Annotated in this window: 20 protein-coding genes and 1 other annotated feature; of the genes, 19 read left to right on the forward strand and 1 reads right to left on the reverse strand. The window is 52.9% G+C overall.

What is annotated here, in order from left to right; genetic code table 11:
* Window positions 1-74 precede the first annotated feature (74 nt).
* Window positions 75-752, reverse strand: a complete 678-nt coding sequence (locus tag ACI31J_RS03100; RefSeq protein WP_439772987.1) for a YoaK family protein — start codon at window positions 750-752, stop codon at window positions 75-77.
* A gap of 124 nt (window positions 753-876) precedes the next feature.
* On the opposite strand from ACI31J_RS03100, the gene polA reads away from it, so the two are divergent.
* The 19 genes from polA (at window position 877) to rpmF (ending at window position 15,657) form a co-directional block, all read left to right on the forward strand.
* Window positions 877-3,540, forward strand: a complete 2,664-nt coding sequence (gene polA, locus ACI31J_RS03105; RefSeq protein ID WP_439772988.1) for a DNA polymerase I — start codon at window positions 877-879, stop codon at window positions 3,538-3,540.
* 14 nt (window positions 3,541-3,554) lie between these two features.
* A complete protein-coding gene (gene mutM, locus ACI31J_RS03110) occupies window positions 3,555-4,394 on the forward strand; it encodes a DNA-formamidopyrimidine glycosylase (RefSeq protein WP_439772989.1) in 840 nt (279 codons plus the stop codon).
* A complete protein-coding gene (coaE, locus tag ACI31J_RS03115; RefSeq protein WP_439772990.1) occupies window positions 4,391-4,993 on the forward strand; it encodes a dephospho-CoA kinase in 603 nt (200 codons plus the stop codon). The genes mutM and coaE overlap by 4 nt, the downstream gene beginning before the upstream one ends.
* A gap of 39 nt (window positions 4,994-5,032) precedes the next feature.
* Entirely contained in the window at window positions 5,033-5,500 is a 468-nt protein-coding gene (gene nrdR, locus ACI31J_RS03120) for a transcriptional regulator NrdR (RefSeq protein ID WP_320610031.1), read from the forward strand.
* 21 nt (window positions 5,501-5,521) lie between these two features.
* Window positions 5,522-6,871: a replication initiation and membrane attachment family protein gene (locus tag ACI31J_RS03125; RefSeq protein ID WP_439773002.1), complete on the forward strand. Its 1,350-nt coding sequence runs from the start codon at window positions 5,522-5,524 to the stop codon at window positions 6,869-6,871.
* Window positions 6,872-6,876: 5 nt separating this feature from the next.
* Entirely contained in the window at window positions 6,877-7,818 is a 942-nt protein-coding gene (gene dnaI / locus ACI31J_RS03130; protein ID WP_439772991.1) for a primosomal protein DnaI, read from the forward strand.
* Between the two features lie 45 nt (window positions 7,819-7,863).
* Window positions 7,864-7,997, forward strand: a sequence feature (ribosomal protein L20 leader region).
* Window positions 7,998-8,040: 43 nt separating this feature from the next.
* The gene (infC, locus tag ACI31J_RS03135; protein ID WP_439772992.1) at window positions 8,041-8,553 is read left to right on the forward strand and encodes a translation initiation factor IF-3; all 513 of its coding nucleotides are present in this window, start codon (window positions 8,041-8,043) and stop codon (window positions 8,551-8,553) included.
* Window positions 8,554-8,575: 22 nt separating this feature from the next.
* Window positions 8,576-8,773: a 50S ribosomal protein L35 gene (rpmI, locus tag ACI31J_RS03140; protein ID WP_003715352.1), complete on the forward strand. Its 198-nt coding sequence runs from the start codon at window positions 8,576-8,578 to the stop codon at window positions 8,771-8,773.
* 44 nt (window positions 8,774-8,817) lie between these two features.
* Window positions 8,818-9,171 (forward strand): 50S ribosomal protein L20, encoded by a 354-nt coding sequence (rplT, locus tag ACI31J_RS03145; RefSeq protein WP_439772993.1) that lies wholly within the window; start codon window positions 8,818-8,820, stop codon window positions 9,169-9,171.
* A gap of 130 nt (window positions 9,172-9,301) precedes the next feature.
* On the forward strand, window positions 9,302-9,838 hold the full coding sequence (locus ACI31J_RS03150) for a YqeG family HAD IIIA-type phosphatase (protein WP_439772994.1): 537 nt from the start codon (window positions 9,302-9,304) through the stop codon (window positions 9,836-9,838).
* Window positions 9,831-10,949 carry a ribosome biogenesis GTPase YqeH gene (yqeH, locus tag ACI31J_RS03155; protein ID WP_439772995.1) on the forward strand — a complete coding sequence of 373 codons (1,119 nt, stop codon included), beginning with the start codon at window positions 9,831-9,833 and terminating at the stop codon, window positions 10,947-10,949. Before ACI31J_RS03150 ends, yqeH begins: the two co-directional genes overlap by 8 nt.
* A 17-nt stretch (window positions 10,950-10,966) precedes the next feature.
* Window positions 10,967-11,278, forward strand: coding sequence for a ribosome assembly RNA-binding protein YhbY (yhbY, locus tag ACI31J_RS03160; RefSeq protein WP_439772996.1), 312 nt, complete (start codon window positions 10,967-10,969; stop codon window positions 11,276-11,278).
* Window positions 11,279-11,290: 12 nt separating this feature from the next.
* Entirely contained in the window at window positions 11,291-11,935 is a 645-nt protein-coding gene (locus ACI31J_RS03165) for a nicotinate-nucleotide adenylyltransferase (protein ID WP_439772997.1), read from the forward strand.
* Window positions 11,928-12,545 (forward strand): bis(5'-nucleosyl)-tetraphosphatase (symmetrical) YqeK, encoded by a 618-nt coding sequence (yqeK, locus tag ACI31J_RS03170; RefSeq protein WP_439772998.1) that lies wholly within the window; start codon window positions 11,928-11,930, stop codon window positions 12,543-12,545. The genes ACI31J_RS03165 and yqeK overlap by 8 nt, the downstream gene beginning before the upstream one ends.
* A complete protein-coding gene (rsfS, locus tag ACI31J_RS03175) occupies window positions 12,546-12,902 on the forward strand; it encodes a ribosome silencing factor (protein WP_320610023.1) in 357 nt (118 codons plus the stop codon).
* Complete coding sequence (locus ACI31J_RS03180; protein WP_439772999.1) at window positions 12,902-13,642, forward strand: class I SAM-dependent DNA methyltransferase; 741 nt, start codon at window positions 12,902-12,904, stop codon at window positions 13,640-13,642. The genes rsfS and ACI31J_RS03180 overlap by 1 nt, the downstream gene beginning before the upstream one ends.
* A gap of 8 nt (window positions 13,643-13,650) precedes the next feature.
* Complete coding sequence (locus ACI31J_RS03185) at window positions 13,651-14,784, forward strand: nucleotidyltransferase (protein WP_439773003.1); 1,134 nt, start codon at window positions 13,651-13,653, stop codon at window positions 14,782-14,784.
* An 87-nt stretch (window positions 14,785-14,871) separates the two neighbouring features.
* Window positions 14,872-15,426: a YceD family protein gene (locus tag ACI31J_RS03190; RefSeq protein ID WP_439773000.1), complete on the forward strand. Its 555-nt coding sequence runs from the start codon at window positions 14,872-14,874 to the stop codon at window positions 15,424-15,426.
* Between the two features lie 51 nt (window positions 15,427-15,477).
* On the forward strand, window positions 15,478-15,657 hold the full coding sequence (rpmF, locus tag ACI31J_RS03195; protein ID WP_439773001.1) for a 50S ribosomal protein L32: 180 nt from the start codon (window positions 15,478-15,480) through the stop codon (window positions 15,655-15,657).
* Window positions 15,658-15,763 lie beyond the last annotated feature (106 nt).

Genomic DNA, 15,763 nt, shown 5'->3' on the forward strand with positions numbered 1-15,763 from the left:
TCATACCTTAGCAGCTTAAATATTCAATTTTGTCTAACTTTTTTATTGCACTTCACAAATCCTAGCTTGGCTTTTTATTTTTGGTCCTCGAGCGACCATTTCTGAAGGTAGTAGCTAACGTTGACGATCAGGATGATGAGGACCGCGACCCAGATGGTTTTCATCTTCATGATGGGCTGGAATTGAGCAGAGGCGATCGCCCCGAGGGCAAAGCTGCAGACGATTAGGCTGTAATCAATGGCCGCCCGGCGCTGGCTCTGGTCGTGGTGGAAGCAGTATTCACTCCAGGCGACGACCGATTTTTTGATGTTGCCGCTGGTAAAGACGTTGCTGTAACCGAGCCCCTCGATCTTAGCAAAGGCAGCGTTTTGCATGGCGAGCCCGAACGAGATGGCCGGAACACTGATGTAGGTTGGGAAGCTGGCGGGCAGGCCGCCGACGATCATCCCGATGATCAGGATCGGGATCAGGCAGAAGACCCGCCAGTAGTGCGCGATGTGGGCGTGGAAGACGCTGACGATCGCCAGCCCGACAACATAGGCAACCAACGAGGCCAGCCGATCGACTACCCCGAGAAAGTTATGGTTAGCAAGGGCGGCACTCAGAAAGACAATGTTACCGGTTTGGGCAGCCGCCAGGGTGTGGTTGCACTGAATGTAAGTAAAGGCGTCAGTGAAACCGCCGCAAAAGGTTAGGACAATGGCGAGTAAACGGGCCTCGGCCAGGTTGTGTTGCGCAAATGTGTTATGCATGATAAATCATCTCTTGAACAAGTAGTTATTACCCATTATATTCCCGTAAAGGTCGATCGGGAAGTTAACCTCAACTGCTAATCTTTGGTACAATTATTCATAGAAAAAGAAGGGCGGGAATTGAATGACAAAGCAATTATTATTGATTGATGGTAACAGTATCGTTTTCCGGGCATTTTTTGCCATGCATAGTCAGATTGACAAGTTTACCAATAAGGATGGCCTGCACACGGCGGCCATCTATGGTTTTAAACTGATGCTGGACCACGTACTGGCCAACTTCCAGCCAGATGCGGCCCTGGTGGCCTTTGACGCGGGCAAGGTGACCTTTAGGACCAAGATGTACAGCGACTATAAGGGTGGCCGGAGCAAGACCCCCGAAGAGCTGACGGAGCAGCTCCCCTACGTTCGCCAGCTGGTCAAAGCATCCGGTCTGCACAGTTATGAATTGGCCAATTATGAGGCCGATGACATCATCGGGACCCTGGCTAAGCAGGCTGACGATGCCGGCTATGAAACGCTGGTTGTGACGGGGGACCGGGACCTGACTCAGCTGGCCAGTGATCACACCACGGTGGCGGTGACCCACAAGGGAGTTACGGAGACCGAACACTACACTCCTGCCCACGTAAAGGAAAAGCTGGGGATTACCCCCCGGCAGATTATTGACATGAAGGCACTGATGGGGGACAGCTCGGATAACTATCCGGGGGTTACCAAGATTGGTGAGAAGACGGCCCTGCGGCTGGTTAAGCAGTTTGGCTCCGTCGAGGGGATCTACGACCATATCGACGACCTCAAGAAGAGCAAGATGAAGGAGCACCTGGTTGAAGAAGAGCAGGTTGCCCGGGAGTGCAAGACCCTGGCAACGATCCTACAGGACGCCCCGATTACGGTCGGCTTGAAGGATATCGCCTACCAGGGTGAGCGGACTGAAGAACTGGTTGATTTTTACCAGCAGATGGGTTTCAAGTCTTTTCTCCAGAAGATGAACGTGTCTCCGGAGGAGGGTGAACCGACATTGGCCCCAATCTCGTTTGAAAAACTGACGGCCGAACAGCTTGCCGACCAGGTCGCCAAGCTGCAGGGACCGGTCAGTTTCTACCTGGAGATGCCCGAGGCTAATTACCACCTGTCGCCATTTGCCGGTTTTGTGGTCGGCGATGGCAAGCGCTGGCTGGTCAGCCGGGATGCTGAATTGCTGAAGCAGGAGCCGCTAAAGAAGCTTTTAGAAGACCCGGCGGTCCAGAAGAACGTCTTCAACGCCAAGGGGCAGATCGTCGGTCTGCATCGGCTGGGGATCAACCTAACCGGGGTCGACTTCGACCTCTTGCTGGCTTCCTACCTGCTGAATACCAACGACAACAGCAATGACTTAGGAAAGGTTGCCGGCGAACACGACTACCATGACGTCCAGACCGATGAAGAGGTTTACGGTAAGGGGGTCAAGCGGGCGGTCCCCGAAGATGATGACGTCTTCTTTACCCATCTGGCGAACAAGGCTCGGGCGATCCGGGAACTGCGGCAGCCGCTTTATGACCAGCTCAAGGAAAACCAGCAGATGCCGCTCTACACCGACATCGAGTTGCCCCTGACCCGGGTGCTGGCCGAGATGGAGATGACCGGGGTCCGTGTAGATGCTCAGACACTAAAGAACATGGGCAGCAAGCTCACCGAGCGGCTGGCCGAAATTGAGAGCCAGATTTATTCGCAGGCCGGCGAGGAGTTCAACATCAACTCTACCAAGCAGCTCGGCCACATCCTCTTTGAAAAGCTGAAGCTGCCGGTCATCAAGAAGACTAAGACCGGCTACTCCACGGCCGTTGACGTCTTGGAGAAGTTAGCGGACCGGGCCCCGATCGTTGCCCAGATCCTGGAGTACCGTCAAATTGCCAAGCTCCAGTCGACCTACATTACGGGCCTTTTGAAGGTGATCCATTCCAGCGACCAGAAGATTCACACCCGTTACCTGCAGACCCTGACCCAGACCGGCCGCCTATCCTCGGTTGACCCGAACCTGCAGAACATTCCGGTCCGCTTGCCGGAGGGGCGGCAGATTCGGCGGGCATTTGTGCCGAGTCATGACGGCTGGCAGATCTTCTCCTCGGACTACTCACAAGTGGAACTGCGGGTCCTGGCTCACATCACGGGCGACAAGAACCTGCAGGAGGACTTTAAAAACGGTGAGGATATTCACGCCAGCACGGCCCGGCGGATCTTCCACCTGCCAGCCGACGCCCCGATTGACCGGAACATGCGGCGGCGGGCCAAGGCGGTCAACTTTGGGATCGTCTACGGGATCAGCGATTATGGCCTGGCCCAGCGGATCCACGTCAGCCGTGCCCAGGCCCATGAGTTTATCCAGAACTACTTCCACGAATTCCCAGGAGTAGAGAAGTACATTCATGACACCATCGCCTACGCCAAGGAGCATGGCTATGTGGAGACCATCACCCACCGGCGTCGCTACCTGCCGGATATCAACGCCAAGAGCTTCAGCCGGCGCTCATTTGCGGAACGGACCGCGATGAACACGCCGATCCAGGGGAGTGCGGCCGATATCATCAAGATTGCCATGATTCGGATGCAGCGCGAACTGGAACAGCGCCACCTTCAGGCGAAGATGCTCCTGCAGATTCACGACGAATTAGTATTTGAGGCCCCTAAGGAAGAAATCCCGGTATTGCAAAAGCTGGTCCCAAAGGTGATGGATTCGGCCGTTGACTTGGATGTCCCGCTGAAGGTGGACAGCAAGTTTGGCGATACCTGGTACGATCTTAAAAAGTAAGGGAGTAATTATAGTTGCCAGAATTACCAGAAGTTGAAACCGTCCGGCGCGGCTTATTGAAGATCGCTAAGGGACGCAAGATTAACGCGATTGATGTTTACTATGGCAAGACGATTACCAACGATGTTGAGGAATTCCGCCAGGCCCTGATTGGTCAGACGATCGAGGATGTTGACCGGCGCGGCAAGTACCTTCTCTTCCGCTTCAGCAATAATCTGACGATGGTTTCCCACCTGCGGATGGAGGGGCAGTACTTCAGCCAACCCATCGGCGGACCGCTCGATAAGCATACCCACGTCGTCTTTCAATTTACCGATGGGACCGAGCTCTGCTATCACGATACCCGCAAGTTCGGCCGGATGACCCTGGTCCAGACTGGCGATGAGCTGAAAGTCGGCGGTCTCAAGACGATTGGTCCAGAACCAACTCCGGAGACATTCACGCTGGCCTTCTTTAAGAAGGAGCTCAAGAAGAGTCGGGGGAAGATCAAGCCTTTTCTCCTCAACCAGCACCACGTGGCCGGGCTGGGCAACATTTATGCCGATGAGGTCCTGTGGATGAGCCGGATCAACCCGGAGCAGCCGGCTAACTCGTTGACCGACCAGCAGATCCAGGACTTGCACGACAATATCATCAAGGAAATGGCCCAAGCCATCAAATACAAGGGGACCACGGTACACACCTTTGTCAATGCCCTTGGTGACGCCGGGGGCTTCCAGGAACGGCTTAACGCCTACGGACATGGTGGTGACAAGTGTCCGCGTTGCGGGACTAAGATGATTAAGATCAAGGTGGCCCAGCGGGGGACGACCTACTGTCCGCACTGTCAGCCGTTACGGGAGGACTTGCCATGACCAGAATAATCGGTTTGACGGGCGGGATCGCCAGCGGCAAGTCGACCGTCAGCAACCTCTTGCGTCAGGCGGGGATGCCGATTGTGGATGCTGACCAGATTACCCGGCAGGTTCAACGGCCAGGTTCGACGGCCCTGGATAAACTGGCAGCCGCGTTTGGCCACCAGATCATCCAGCCTGATGGGAGCCTAGACCGGGCACGACTGGGGCAGCGGGTATTTGCCGATCAAACAGCCCGGCAGGAGCTCAACTTGATCATGCAGCCTTTGATCAGGGATGCCATCTGGCGGGCGGTAGAGACCTTCAAGAAGCAGGGAGTACCCAATGTTATCCTGGACATCCCCCTCCTGTATGAGCAGCACTATGATGAAGATTGTGACCTGATCGTGGTGGTGACGGTGAGCCCGGAGACCGAGCTCCAGCGCCTGATGGCCCGCAACCACTATTCGGCTGCGGAAGCGCGGGCCCGCATTGTGGCGCAAATGCCCCTGAGTACGAAGGCCGCACGGGCAGACGTGGTGATTGACAATGATGGCGGAATGGCGCAAACGCGGCGTCAAGTGGCACAATTGGTTGAACACCTGCAGAGCACGCGGTAAAATAAAGTACTACTTATATGTTAAAAGGAGGGGAACGCTTTGCGATGCCCACATTGTCATAAAAATGGTTCACGGGTGGTCGACAGTCGCCCCAGTGAAGACGGTACTTTCATCCGGCGCCGGCGCGAGTGCGTTCACTGTGGCTTTCGCTTTACCACTTTCGAACGCTATGAGGAGACGCCGTTGCTCGTCATCAAGAAGGATGGTACTCGTCAGGAGTTCAGCCGACAGAAGATCCTAAACGGAATTGTCCGTTCTGCCGAGAAACGGCCGGTGAGCATGGAGCGCCTGACAAAACTGACGGACAAGGTGGAGAAACAGGTGCGCGGTCTCGGTGAAAACGAGGTCTCTAGCCAGATCATCGGCAAGTTTGTGATGAATGAGCTGAAGAGCGTTGACGAGATTGCCTACATCCGGTTTGCTAGTGTCTACCGGCAATTTAAGGACGTAGATGCCTTCATGAGCGAACTCGAGACGATGGTTAAGGATGAGCATAAGAAAAAGTAGGGGGCTGGTTAGATCGTGACAATGCGGCCAAACTTTGATCCACAGGCGGGATATCTGGTCACCGCTGCGGCCGATTTCATCAACTTTAACGATCAGGTCTATACCGATTATTACCAGCCAGTTTTGGGGCCAGTGGCCTTCAGCCTTTTCTACGCGCTCCGCAGCCAGCTAATTGACCACCCAACCCTGGAGGACCGGCGCTTGCAGTCGACGTTGCTGGTGCAGGTAAATGCCGGCCAGAACCAGGTTAGTGAAGGCCTTCGCCGGCTGGAGGGGATGGGCCTTATCCAGACATATTTTCAACACGATGCCCAGGGCGACCTGTACGTCTATGAGCTTCAGGCCACCCTCTCCCCTGACCGTTTTATCAACGACAGCCTGCTGAGTGTCCTCTTGTTAGAAGCAATTGGTGAGCAGGCTTTTTCGCGATTGGTAAAAAACGCCCACCGTTACCAATTGAAAACCACACAGTCCCAATTGAAAAACGTCAGCCATCACTTTTTGGATGCCTATCATGTTGACCAGCATGAATTAGTCCATGTTCCAGACGTCATTAAACAAGCACAAACGACGACAACGCCGGCAGAACGGTCGCTGGTGGAAGACAGCAAGGACTTTAATTGGGCTACCCTGTTGACCTTGTTGAAGGGCCAGCCATTAGTCAAGGATGACCTGGCTGACCAGCGCGAGTTGATCGAAGTGGAACATCAGTTATACGGGATTGATGAGCCGACCATGGCCCGACTAATTAGAGGCGCACTTGACCTGGCTACTAATCATTTTGATGCGCAAAAGTTTAAGCGTCAGGTGGCGGCACGCTATAAGCGGGTACCGGCCGCGCCAGCGACGCCTAATAGGCAAGAAGAGTCAGCCGATAGCAAGCAGCTGACTGCTAAGGATCGTCAGCTGTTGAAGAGTACTGATAACTATGCACCGGTGGAATTCCTTCAGGCGCTCAAGGAACAGACCGGCGGCTACGTCACTGCTGGTGAGCGCAATGTGTTGACCAGGCTGGTCCAAGACGGCAAGCTGCCGTCACCGGTTATCAATGTCCTGGTCTGGTATGTCATCGCTGACCTCGGCAATGCTACCTTGAAGGGGAACTTCGTTGACGCCATTGCCAATGACTGGTTGCGGGCCGGCGTTCATGATGGTGCCGGGGCATTATTGCAGTTGAAGAAGTTCAACCAGGATAAGCAGCAGAATCCGATGAAGCGCTTCGCCAGCAAGACCTCCCGGCGCCGGATGGAGGTTCGCGAAACGATGCCCGACTGGAGCAAGCAGGATAAGGCAACGCGGACGAAGAAGGCCTCAGCAGAAGCTCTGGCCAAGGCACGAGCCCGCCAGCGCAGCAATCGTAAGGGAAGGTGATTGGTTTGGAACCACTAAATAAGACAATTCAAAAAATGATGCAGGGACGCAATATTGCCGCTGACATGGACCAGGTGATGAAGCAGGTTTACCAGGATCCCGAGGTCCGCGATTTTCTGACCCGCAACCGTGATCATCTTACCAAGGAGAACATCCGCCGGGGCCGCTCGAAGCTGTATGAATTTTTCCACGAAAAGCAACTGATCAAGGCCGGCAAGGCAACCGTGGCTCCCGGTTATTCACCGCAGTTGCAGTTGGTGGCTGGCCAGATCGATGTGACTTACGTTCCAACGCAACAGTTGCTCGAACGGCGCCATCAGGAACATCTGCGGCACCTGGTTAATTCGATCAACATGCCTAGGTTCATCCGCCGGGCTACGATGGACGACTACTTCCTCGATGATGAAAACGCCACCGTTGGCCGGGTGGCGGCCTACGATGCTGCTAACGACTTCATCGACCACTATCAGGCGGGGCACTTTCAACCCGGCTTATACTTGACGGGTAGTTTTGGGGTCGGCAAGACCTACCTGCTAGCGGCGACCGCTAATGAATTAGCTAAGAAACATAATGTAGCGACCACGATGGTTCACTTCCCGAGTTTTGCCGTTGAGATGAAAAACTCGATTAAAAATAACCAGGCCGGGGAAAAGATCGCTGCGGTTAAAAAGTCGCCGGTGTTGATGCTCGATGATATCGGTGCAGACGCCATGTCCGCCTGGGTCCGGGATGACGTCCTCGGCGTGATCTTGGAGTACCGGATGCAAGAGGAGCTGCCGACGTTTTTCAGCTCCAACTTCTCGATGGACGAGCTCGAAAAGCAGCACCTGGCGATCAGCAACCAGGGGATTGTGGAACCGGTTAAGGCGGCCCGGATTATGGAACGAATCAAGTTCCTTTCCAGGGAGATTGAAATGAACGGTGAAAATCTCCGAAAAAAGGGATAATTACTTGACATTTGCCGGTTAATTTTGTAGGCTAGTAAACGTTGAAAGAAAAAGCAGAAGCACCCGCTTCTCGCCTGGGCGACAAGGGTCGTCGGGCTGACGAGATGAAATTGAGCAGACGAACGAGGTCTGTTCCTATTTAGCGGGGTGTGGTTTGCGCCCCGCTTTTTTTGCTTGATCTTTCGCTAATAAAATTGGAGGTGCGTTGCCATAGCACAAGATATGATTGTCAATAACGGTATTCGTGCACGTGAAGTGCGGCTGATTGATCAAAACGGTGAACAGCTTGGGATCAAGTCGAAGCGTGAAGCACTTCAATTGGCAGAAGATGCCAACCTTGATTTGGTGTTAGTTGCACCAAAGGCACGGCCAGCTGTTGCCCGCATTATGGATTACGGTAAGTACCGTTTCGAGATGCAAAAGAAAGAGCGTGAAGCTCGTAAGAAACAAAAGACAGTAACCGTCAAGGAAATTCGTTTGAGCCCGTCAATCGACACGAACGACTTCAATGTTAAGTTGAAGCGGGTTCGTAAGTTCATCGAGAAGGGTGACAAGGTTCGGGTTTCATTGCGTTTCCGTGGCCGTGCAATCACGCACAAGGATATCGGTCGTGACATGATTGAACGGATGGCTGATGAAACTTCAGACATTGCTACTGTTGTCCAACGTCCAAAGATGGAGGGACGGAGCATCTTCTTGACGCTCGCCCCAGCTGCTGATAAAGCGAAAAATTAATTTAAGAAGGTAGGAATAAGTTATGCCAAAGATGAAGACTAACCGCGCTGCTGCAAAGCGTTTCAAGCGTACTGCTAATGGTGGATTCAAGAGTGGTAACTCATTTACCAGTCACCGTTTCCACGGTAAGACCAAGAAGCAACGTCGTCAATTACGTGGCTTGAGCATGATGGACAAGTCCAACGTAAAGCGTTACAAGAAGTTACTGCCATTTAAGTAAACTTCACTCATTCAAATAATACATATACGTAGGAGGATTTCAACATGCGAGTTAAAGGTGGAACTGTTACGCGTGCACGTCGCAAGCGCATCATGAAGTTGGCAAAGGGTTACCGTGGTTCAAAGCACCGTCTTTTCAAGACTGCTAAGGATCAAGTAATGAAGAGTTACGTTTACGCTTTCCGTGACCGGAAGGTTAACAAGCGCAACTTCCGTGAACTCTGGATTGCCCGGATCAACGCTGCTGCGCGGATCAACGGTATTAGCTACAGCAAGCTGATGCATGGTCTGAAGCTGGCTAACATTGACATCAACCGGAAGATGTTAGCTGACTTGGCTGTTAACGACGAAAAGGCATTCGCTGCCATCGTTGAAGAAGCCAAGAAGGCCCTCAACTAAGACTAAAAACGGCCACCCATCCCTTTATATCGATGGGTGGTCTTTTTTTGACCACGCGGTTGGCAGATCAATTGAAACCCGTCTGAACAACCGTTATAATTAATCTAATACTGCATTACGAGGTGCAATCTTGTTAGAAAAATTTAAGCCGACCTGGATGGTTAAGAATATCTACCAGGTCTCACCACAAGAATTACATGCTAAGGGGATTCGGGCCGTTTTCAGTGACCTGGATAATACACTGATTGCCTGGAACAACCCCGATGGGACCCCTGAATTGCGGCAGTGGATGGACGAGCTCCATTCGGCCGGGATTCCGTTGATTGTGATTTCAAACAACAGTAAGCAGCGGGTTGCCAAGGCTACGGCCAGCTTAGACCTGCCCTTTATCTCCCGGGCACTGAAGCCTCTGAGCTTTGGTATTACCCGGGCACGGCGTAAACTCGGCTTGAAGAAGCATGAGGTGGTAATGGTCGGTGATCAACTGATGACCGACGTCGCTGCGGCGAACCGGGCCGGGGTCTACAGCATTCTTGTCCAGCCGCTGATCGATACCGACAAGTGGGTAACCTGGCCTAACCGTCTGATGGATAACCTGGTTGAAAAGCGTTTGCAGAAGAAGTATCCAAACTTGAAATGGCAGGAGGGATTAAACAAAGATGAGTGAACAAGATGAACAATTACGGTGTATCGGGTGTGGCGCGGTTATTCAGTCGACGGACCCGGCTGCTCCTGGCTACACACCCAAGTCAGCGGTCGAGAAGGGGCTTGTCAATAATGAGCTGTACTGCCAGCGTTGCTTCCGGCTGCGGCACTACAATGAAATTGCTCCGGTCTCGCTATCTGATGACGACTTCTTAAAGCTGTTGAGCCAAATCGGTCAAGCTAATGCCTTGATTGTTTACGTGGTTGACATCTTTGATTTCAACGGCAGCCTGATCCCGGGCCTCCACCGGTTCGTCGGCAACAACCCAGTCCTGCTGGTTGGCAACAAGGAAGACCTCTTGCCGCATTCGCTGCGGCGGCCTAAGTTGCGGGACTGGATCCGTCAGCAGGCTAATATTGCAGGACTGCGGCCAATCGATACGGTGCTGGTCTCTGCTAAGAAGAACCACCAGATCGACGAACTCTTGGACACGATTGAAAAATACCGCGGTGATCGCGATGTCTACGTGGTCGGGGTTACCAACGTTGGTAAGTCGACGCTGATCAACCAAATCATCAAGTTGCGGACCGGGGTCAAGGACCTAATTACCACCTCCCGCTTCCCCGGAACAACCTTGGATGAGATTGAAATTCCATTGGACGATGGTCACCGGCTTGTCGACACGCCGGGAATTATTCATCCCCACCAGATGGCCCATGTATTGTCGCCAAAGGCATTGAAGCTGGTGGCGCCACAGAAGGAAATCAAGCCCCGGACCTATCAGTTGAATCCCGATCAGACGCTTTTCTTGGGCGGAATCGCGCGGTTCGATTATCTGAAGGGTGACCGGGCTGGGCTGGTAGCCTACTTTGACAATAATTTGACTATTCACCGGACCAAGCTGGCGAACGCGGACCGCTTCTATGAGAAGCACGTTGGGGACCTATTGACCCCGCCAACCAGTGACGAACTGGCTGATTTCCCGCCGCTGGAGCGCGAAGAATTCCGGGTCCAGGAGAAGAGCGACATTGTCTTTGAGGGACTCGGCTGGATTACTGTTCCGGCAGGGACTACGGTTGCAGCCTGGGTTCCTAAGGGCGTGGCGGCATTGATCCGGCGCGCGATGATTTAATTGAAGTGAGGTTTAATATGCAATTACGAGGAAAGCAAAAACGTTTCTTACGGGCGCAGGCCAACCACCTGCAACCAATCTTTGCCGTTGGTAAGGAAGGATTGACCAAGCAATGGCTGGCTCAGCTGGATGGTGCATTGGATCGGCGTGAATTGATCAAGGTCAACATCTTGCAAAATGCCGATGTAACCACGGCAGAACTGAAGAGTTTTATTGAAGAAAACACCGATATTCAAGTGGTCCAGTCGATCGGTCGGGTACTGGTGCTGTTTAAAGTTTCTACTAACAAGGACCTGCGTGACCTGTCTGACCGGGTCGCCCGGATTTAAGGGAGTGTAATTATGCAGCGTTGTCGAGTATTTGCTAATCCGCAGCCGCGGGTGCAATCGGAGACGGTTACGGCAGAGCGTCGTCACCGGGTCGGCATCTATGGTGGGACCTTCAATCCAATTCACAATGCGCATCTCTTAGTAGCAGACCAGGTCGGCCAAGCCTTGTCATTGGAACAGGTAAGGTTTATGCCGGACGCCACCCCGCCGCACGTCGATAAGAAGACGGCCATTGATGCTGATCTGCGACTGGCAATGCTTAAGTTAGCCATTAAGGACAACCCCTTGTTTGGGGTTGAGGAGAGTGAGTTGCGCCGGGGCGGGGTCAGCTACACCTATGACACGATGAAGAAGATGGTCGAGCAGCACCCGACGACGGACTACTACTTCATCATCGGCGGTGACATGGTGGACTACCTGCCTAAGTGGCACCGCATTGATGAGCTGGTTCGCCTGCCGCGTTTTCACTTTGTCGGTGTTCGCCGACCGGGAGCAAAAAACGAGTCGGCCTACCCGGTAATCTGGGTGGACGTGCCGTTGGTCAGCTTTAGTTCGACGGATATTCGGCGCCGGGTTGCCCAGGGCTTGCCGATTAAGTACATGGTTCCCGACTCAGTGGCTGCATTTATAAAGGAGCATCACTTGTATCATGAATGAGGAAACAATTGAGTATACGCATCACTATATTCCGTTGACCCGCACGCAGCTGGTTGATCGATTGCAGGCCGCGCTGAAGCCCAAGCGATTTCACCACGTCCTGCGGGTTGAACAGACGGCGATGGAACTGGCTAAGCAGAATGGTGTTGATGTTGAGAAGGCCAGCATTGCCGGACTCTGCCATGACTATGCCAAGCAGCGGCCCGATCAGGACTTCATTGCGGAGATCCGTCAAAAGGGCTTGGATCCGGACTTGCTGAATTACGGCAACGCCATCTGGCATGGCATCGTGGGTGCCGAGCTAATTAAAGACGAATTAGGGATCTGGGATGAGGACATCTTAAATGCGGTTCGTCACCACACCACCGGGGCAGCCAAGATGACGAAGCTGGAGCAGGTGATCTACATGGCTGACTACATCGAGCCGGCTCGCGACTTTGATGGGGTCGAGTTGGCACGTAAACTGACGGCCCAAGACCTTGGCGCCGGCGTTGCCTACCAGACCAAGCACACCTTAAACTATCTGATTGAAAACAACAAACCGGTGTACCCAAAGACCATTGAAACCTATAATGCTTGGGTACCGGCTTACGAAGGGAAGATTAACTAGATGGAAAGCAAACAATTACTAGAAATGGTTGTCAAGGCTGCCGATGGTCGGCGGGCTGAAGACATTGTCGCACTGAAGGTTGACGAGATCAGCCCGATGGCAGACTACTTTGTTATTATGACTGGTGGCTCCGACCGGCAGGTTCAGGCGATCGCCAACGCAATTATCGAAAAGGCTCACGAAAACCAAGTTAACATTGGCAGTGTGGAAGGAAAGAACCATGCCAAGTGGGTCCTGATTGACCTCGGTGACGTGGTCGTTCACGTCTTCCGCGAAGAGACCCGGAGCTTCTACAACCTGGAGAAGCTATGGTCAGATGCACCGCTGGTCAACGTTGATGAATGGGTTAACGACTAATGATCTACCATACCTTTGCCCAACTCTATGACCAGCTCTTTGACGACGAGCTGTACCAAAAGTGGACAGCTTATACCATGGCCAATGGCGGGCAGGACGCTCACCAAGTCCTCGACTTAGCTGGCGGTGCCGGCCGCTTGGCAGTCCTGCTTGCTAAACAAGAGTTGGCAGTGACGGTGGCTGACTTTTCAACTGATATGCTGAGCCTGGCCAGCCAACACGCCGTTGCTGCAGGAGTGCCGCTGACGCTGGTAGAGGCCGATATGCGCGACCTAAGCGCATTGCCCCAGTATGACCTGGTGACCTGTTATGCGGACTCCCTGTGCTATCTGGAGGGTATTGATGATGTCGAAACGACCTTCCGGCAGGTGTTTGACCACTTAACAGCCGGTGGCCGCTTTCTTTTTGACATGATTACTCCCTACCAGACGGACGTGGTTTATCCGGGATACATGTATAACTACGAGGACGACAACCATCAGCGGGCCTTCCTGTGGCGCAGCTATCAGGATGACGATGTTGAGCACGGGGTGATCCATGAGCTGGCCTTCTTCAATCGGCTGGCGGATGGTCAGTATGAACGGATCGGGGAAACCCACTTTGAACGCAGCTATCCGCTTAAAATTATTACGGCGGCGCTTACTCGCAGCGGTTTTGCCGATATAGAGGTACGAGCGGATTTCGGGGCGAAGGCTCCTAACGAGCAGACGACCCGCTGGTTCTTCAGTTGTCGAAAGTAGGTGAAGTCATGCAGGCGGTTGGAATGGTGGTTGAATATAATCCATTTCATAATGGTCATCACTACTTTCTTCACCAGGCGAAGGAACAAACGGGAGCTGAAGTTGCCGTAGCGGTGATGAGCGGAGACTTCACCCAGCGTGGGGAACCCACAATTGTCGATAAGTGGACCCGGGCACAGGCGGCCTTGAAAAGTGGGGTTGACCTGGTAGTGGAACTGCCGGTCTTTTATGCTGTCCAGCCGGCCCACCGGTTTGCGGCGGGGGCCCTGGCGATTCTAAACGCCCTCCAGGTGCATCGGGTGGCCTTTGGGGCCGAACATCCCGAATGGGACTTCGCCGCGCTCGTGGCAGCAGAAGAGCGCTTTGATCAGGCGGAGTTTGGCCAGTATGACGCGACCTATGCTACCCAATTTAACGAGCAGCTACGTTCACAAACCGGGCTTGAACTGCGGGATCCCAATGATATCCTGGCATTTGCCTATACCAAGGCGGTGCTAAAAAACAATTACTCGATTCAGCTGACCCCGATTAGGCGGCGGGGGAGCGGCTACCATGACCGGCAGATTCATGGTCAGATCGCCAGTGCCAGCGCGATTCGGCAAGCCATCACGACTAAAAACGACTTCTCAAATACGGTCCCGCCGGTGATGGCCGAAGCACTGGCCAGGGTAAGCACGGTTCCCGACTGGAGTAGTCTGTACCCGCTTTTACGCAACCAGCTGATCCAAGCTCCGGTCGAATACTTGGCGCAGACCTATCAGATGGCCGAAGGACTTGAGCACCGAATGAAAGAAGTCGCCCAACGATCACTCGATTTTGATGAGTTTATTCATGGGGTGAAGACGAAGCGCTATACCTATGCGCACCTATTGCGGATGTGCTTGTACACGACCCTCCAACTGACGGAAGGGGAGGTCGCGGACCGATTTGACCATCCCTATATTCACATTCTCGGCTTTACGGCTCGGGGACGGCAATACCTGCACCAGGTTAAGAAGCAGGTTCCCGTGCCGCTATTTACCAAGGTTAGCCAGGGGATGCGCGATGGCTTTTACAACCTTGATTATCGTGCCGGCAAGCTCTACCAGAACTTCACCACAGTTGAGCAGGACCTCAAGCACCCGCCGATTATGATTCGTTAGTCGGTCCCAGGGCTGTCAAGGAAAAAACATTGACAAGTATCATGGGGCCTAGTATAATTGCACATGTTGCATTAGGAGGTTAGTACGATGAAATGGTCGTTAGCTGAATTACATCGTTATCAAGATGAACCACTTCATATTCAAAGTACTTTTGATCTGAACGCATCATTGACTAAACTGTTCCCGGACATTATCCTGGCCGTTGCACCGGTCAAGGTTGACGGGTACGTATCCTATGACGACGGCGATGCCACCATCAGTGCCCACGTTGTGACGACGCTGACGGTACCGTCCAGTCGTTCATTGACGCCCGTTCAGTTACCACTTGACTTTGACTTTACGGAGACGTATATTGATGATCGTTCCCACTTCTCCCGATACGAGGATGACGAGGTTGTCTTCTTATTGAAGCGGGGTGAGACGATTGACTTTGATACTGCGTTAGCCGAAAACATCGTCGAGCAGGTGCCGTTACGAGTGCTTTCTGCTGATGAAAAGGCCGGTAAGCCCATGCCGAACGGTAAGGGGTGGAATGTCATCTCTGAAGATGAGTATGCCGCCAGCAAGCAGGAAGATAAAAAAGTTGATCCACGTTTCGCGAAACTCCAAAAATTATTTCCTGATCAGGATGATAAAAAGTAGCGGACGGTTAAAAACCATTTGTGGATAATATAATCTTAGGAGGTGTCAAACATGGCTGTTCCAGCACGGAAGACTTCAAAGACTAAGAAGCGTATGCGTCGGGGTCACATCAAGTTGAATGTCCCTGGTTTAACTCCTTGCCCAAACTGTGGTGAACTTCGCAAGTCCCACATGGTATGCCCTAACTGCGGCTACTACGACGGCAAGCAAGTTGTTAACACTAACAACTAATTTATAATATAAAGATCACTCTTTAGGCGCCGGACCTGGAGTGATTTTTTATTTTTAAATTTTAATAATTGGGGACCGCAATTTTTCAACGAGGAGACTTTTCCCT

This window comes from Limosilactobacillus sp., from assembly GCF_051873075.1.
In the GTDB taxonomy this organism is placed as follows: domain Bacteria; phylum Bacillota; class Bacilli; order Lactobacillales; family Lactobacillaceae; genus Limosilactobacillus.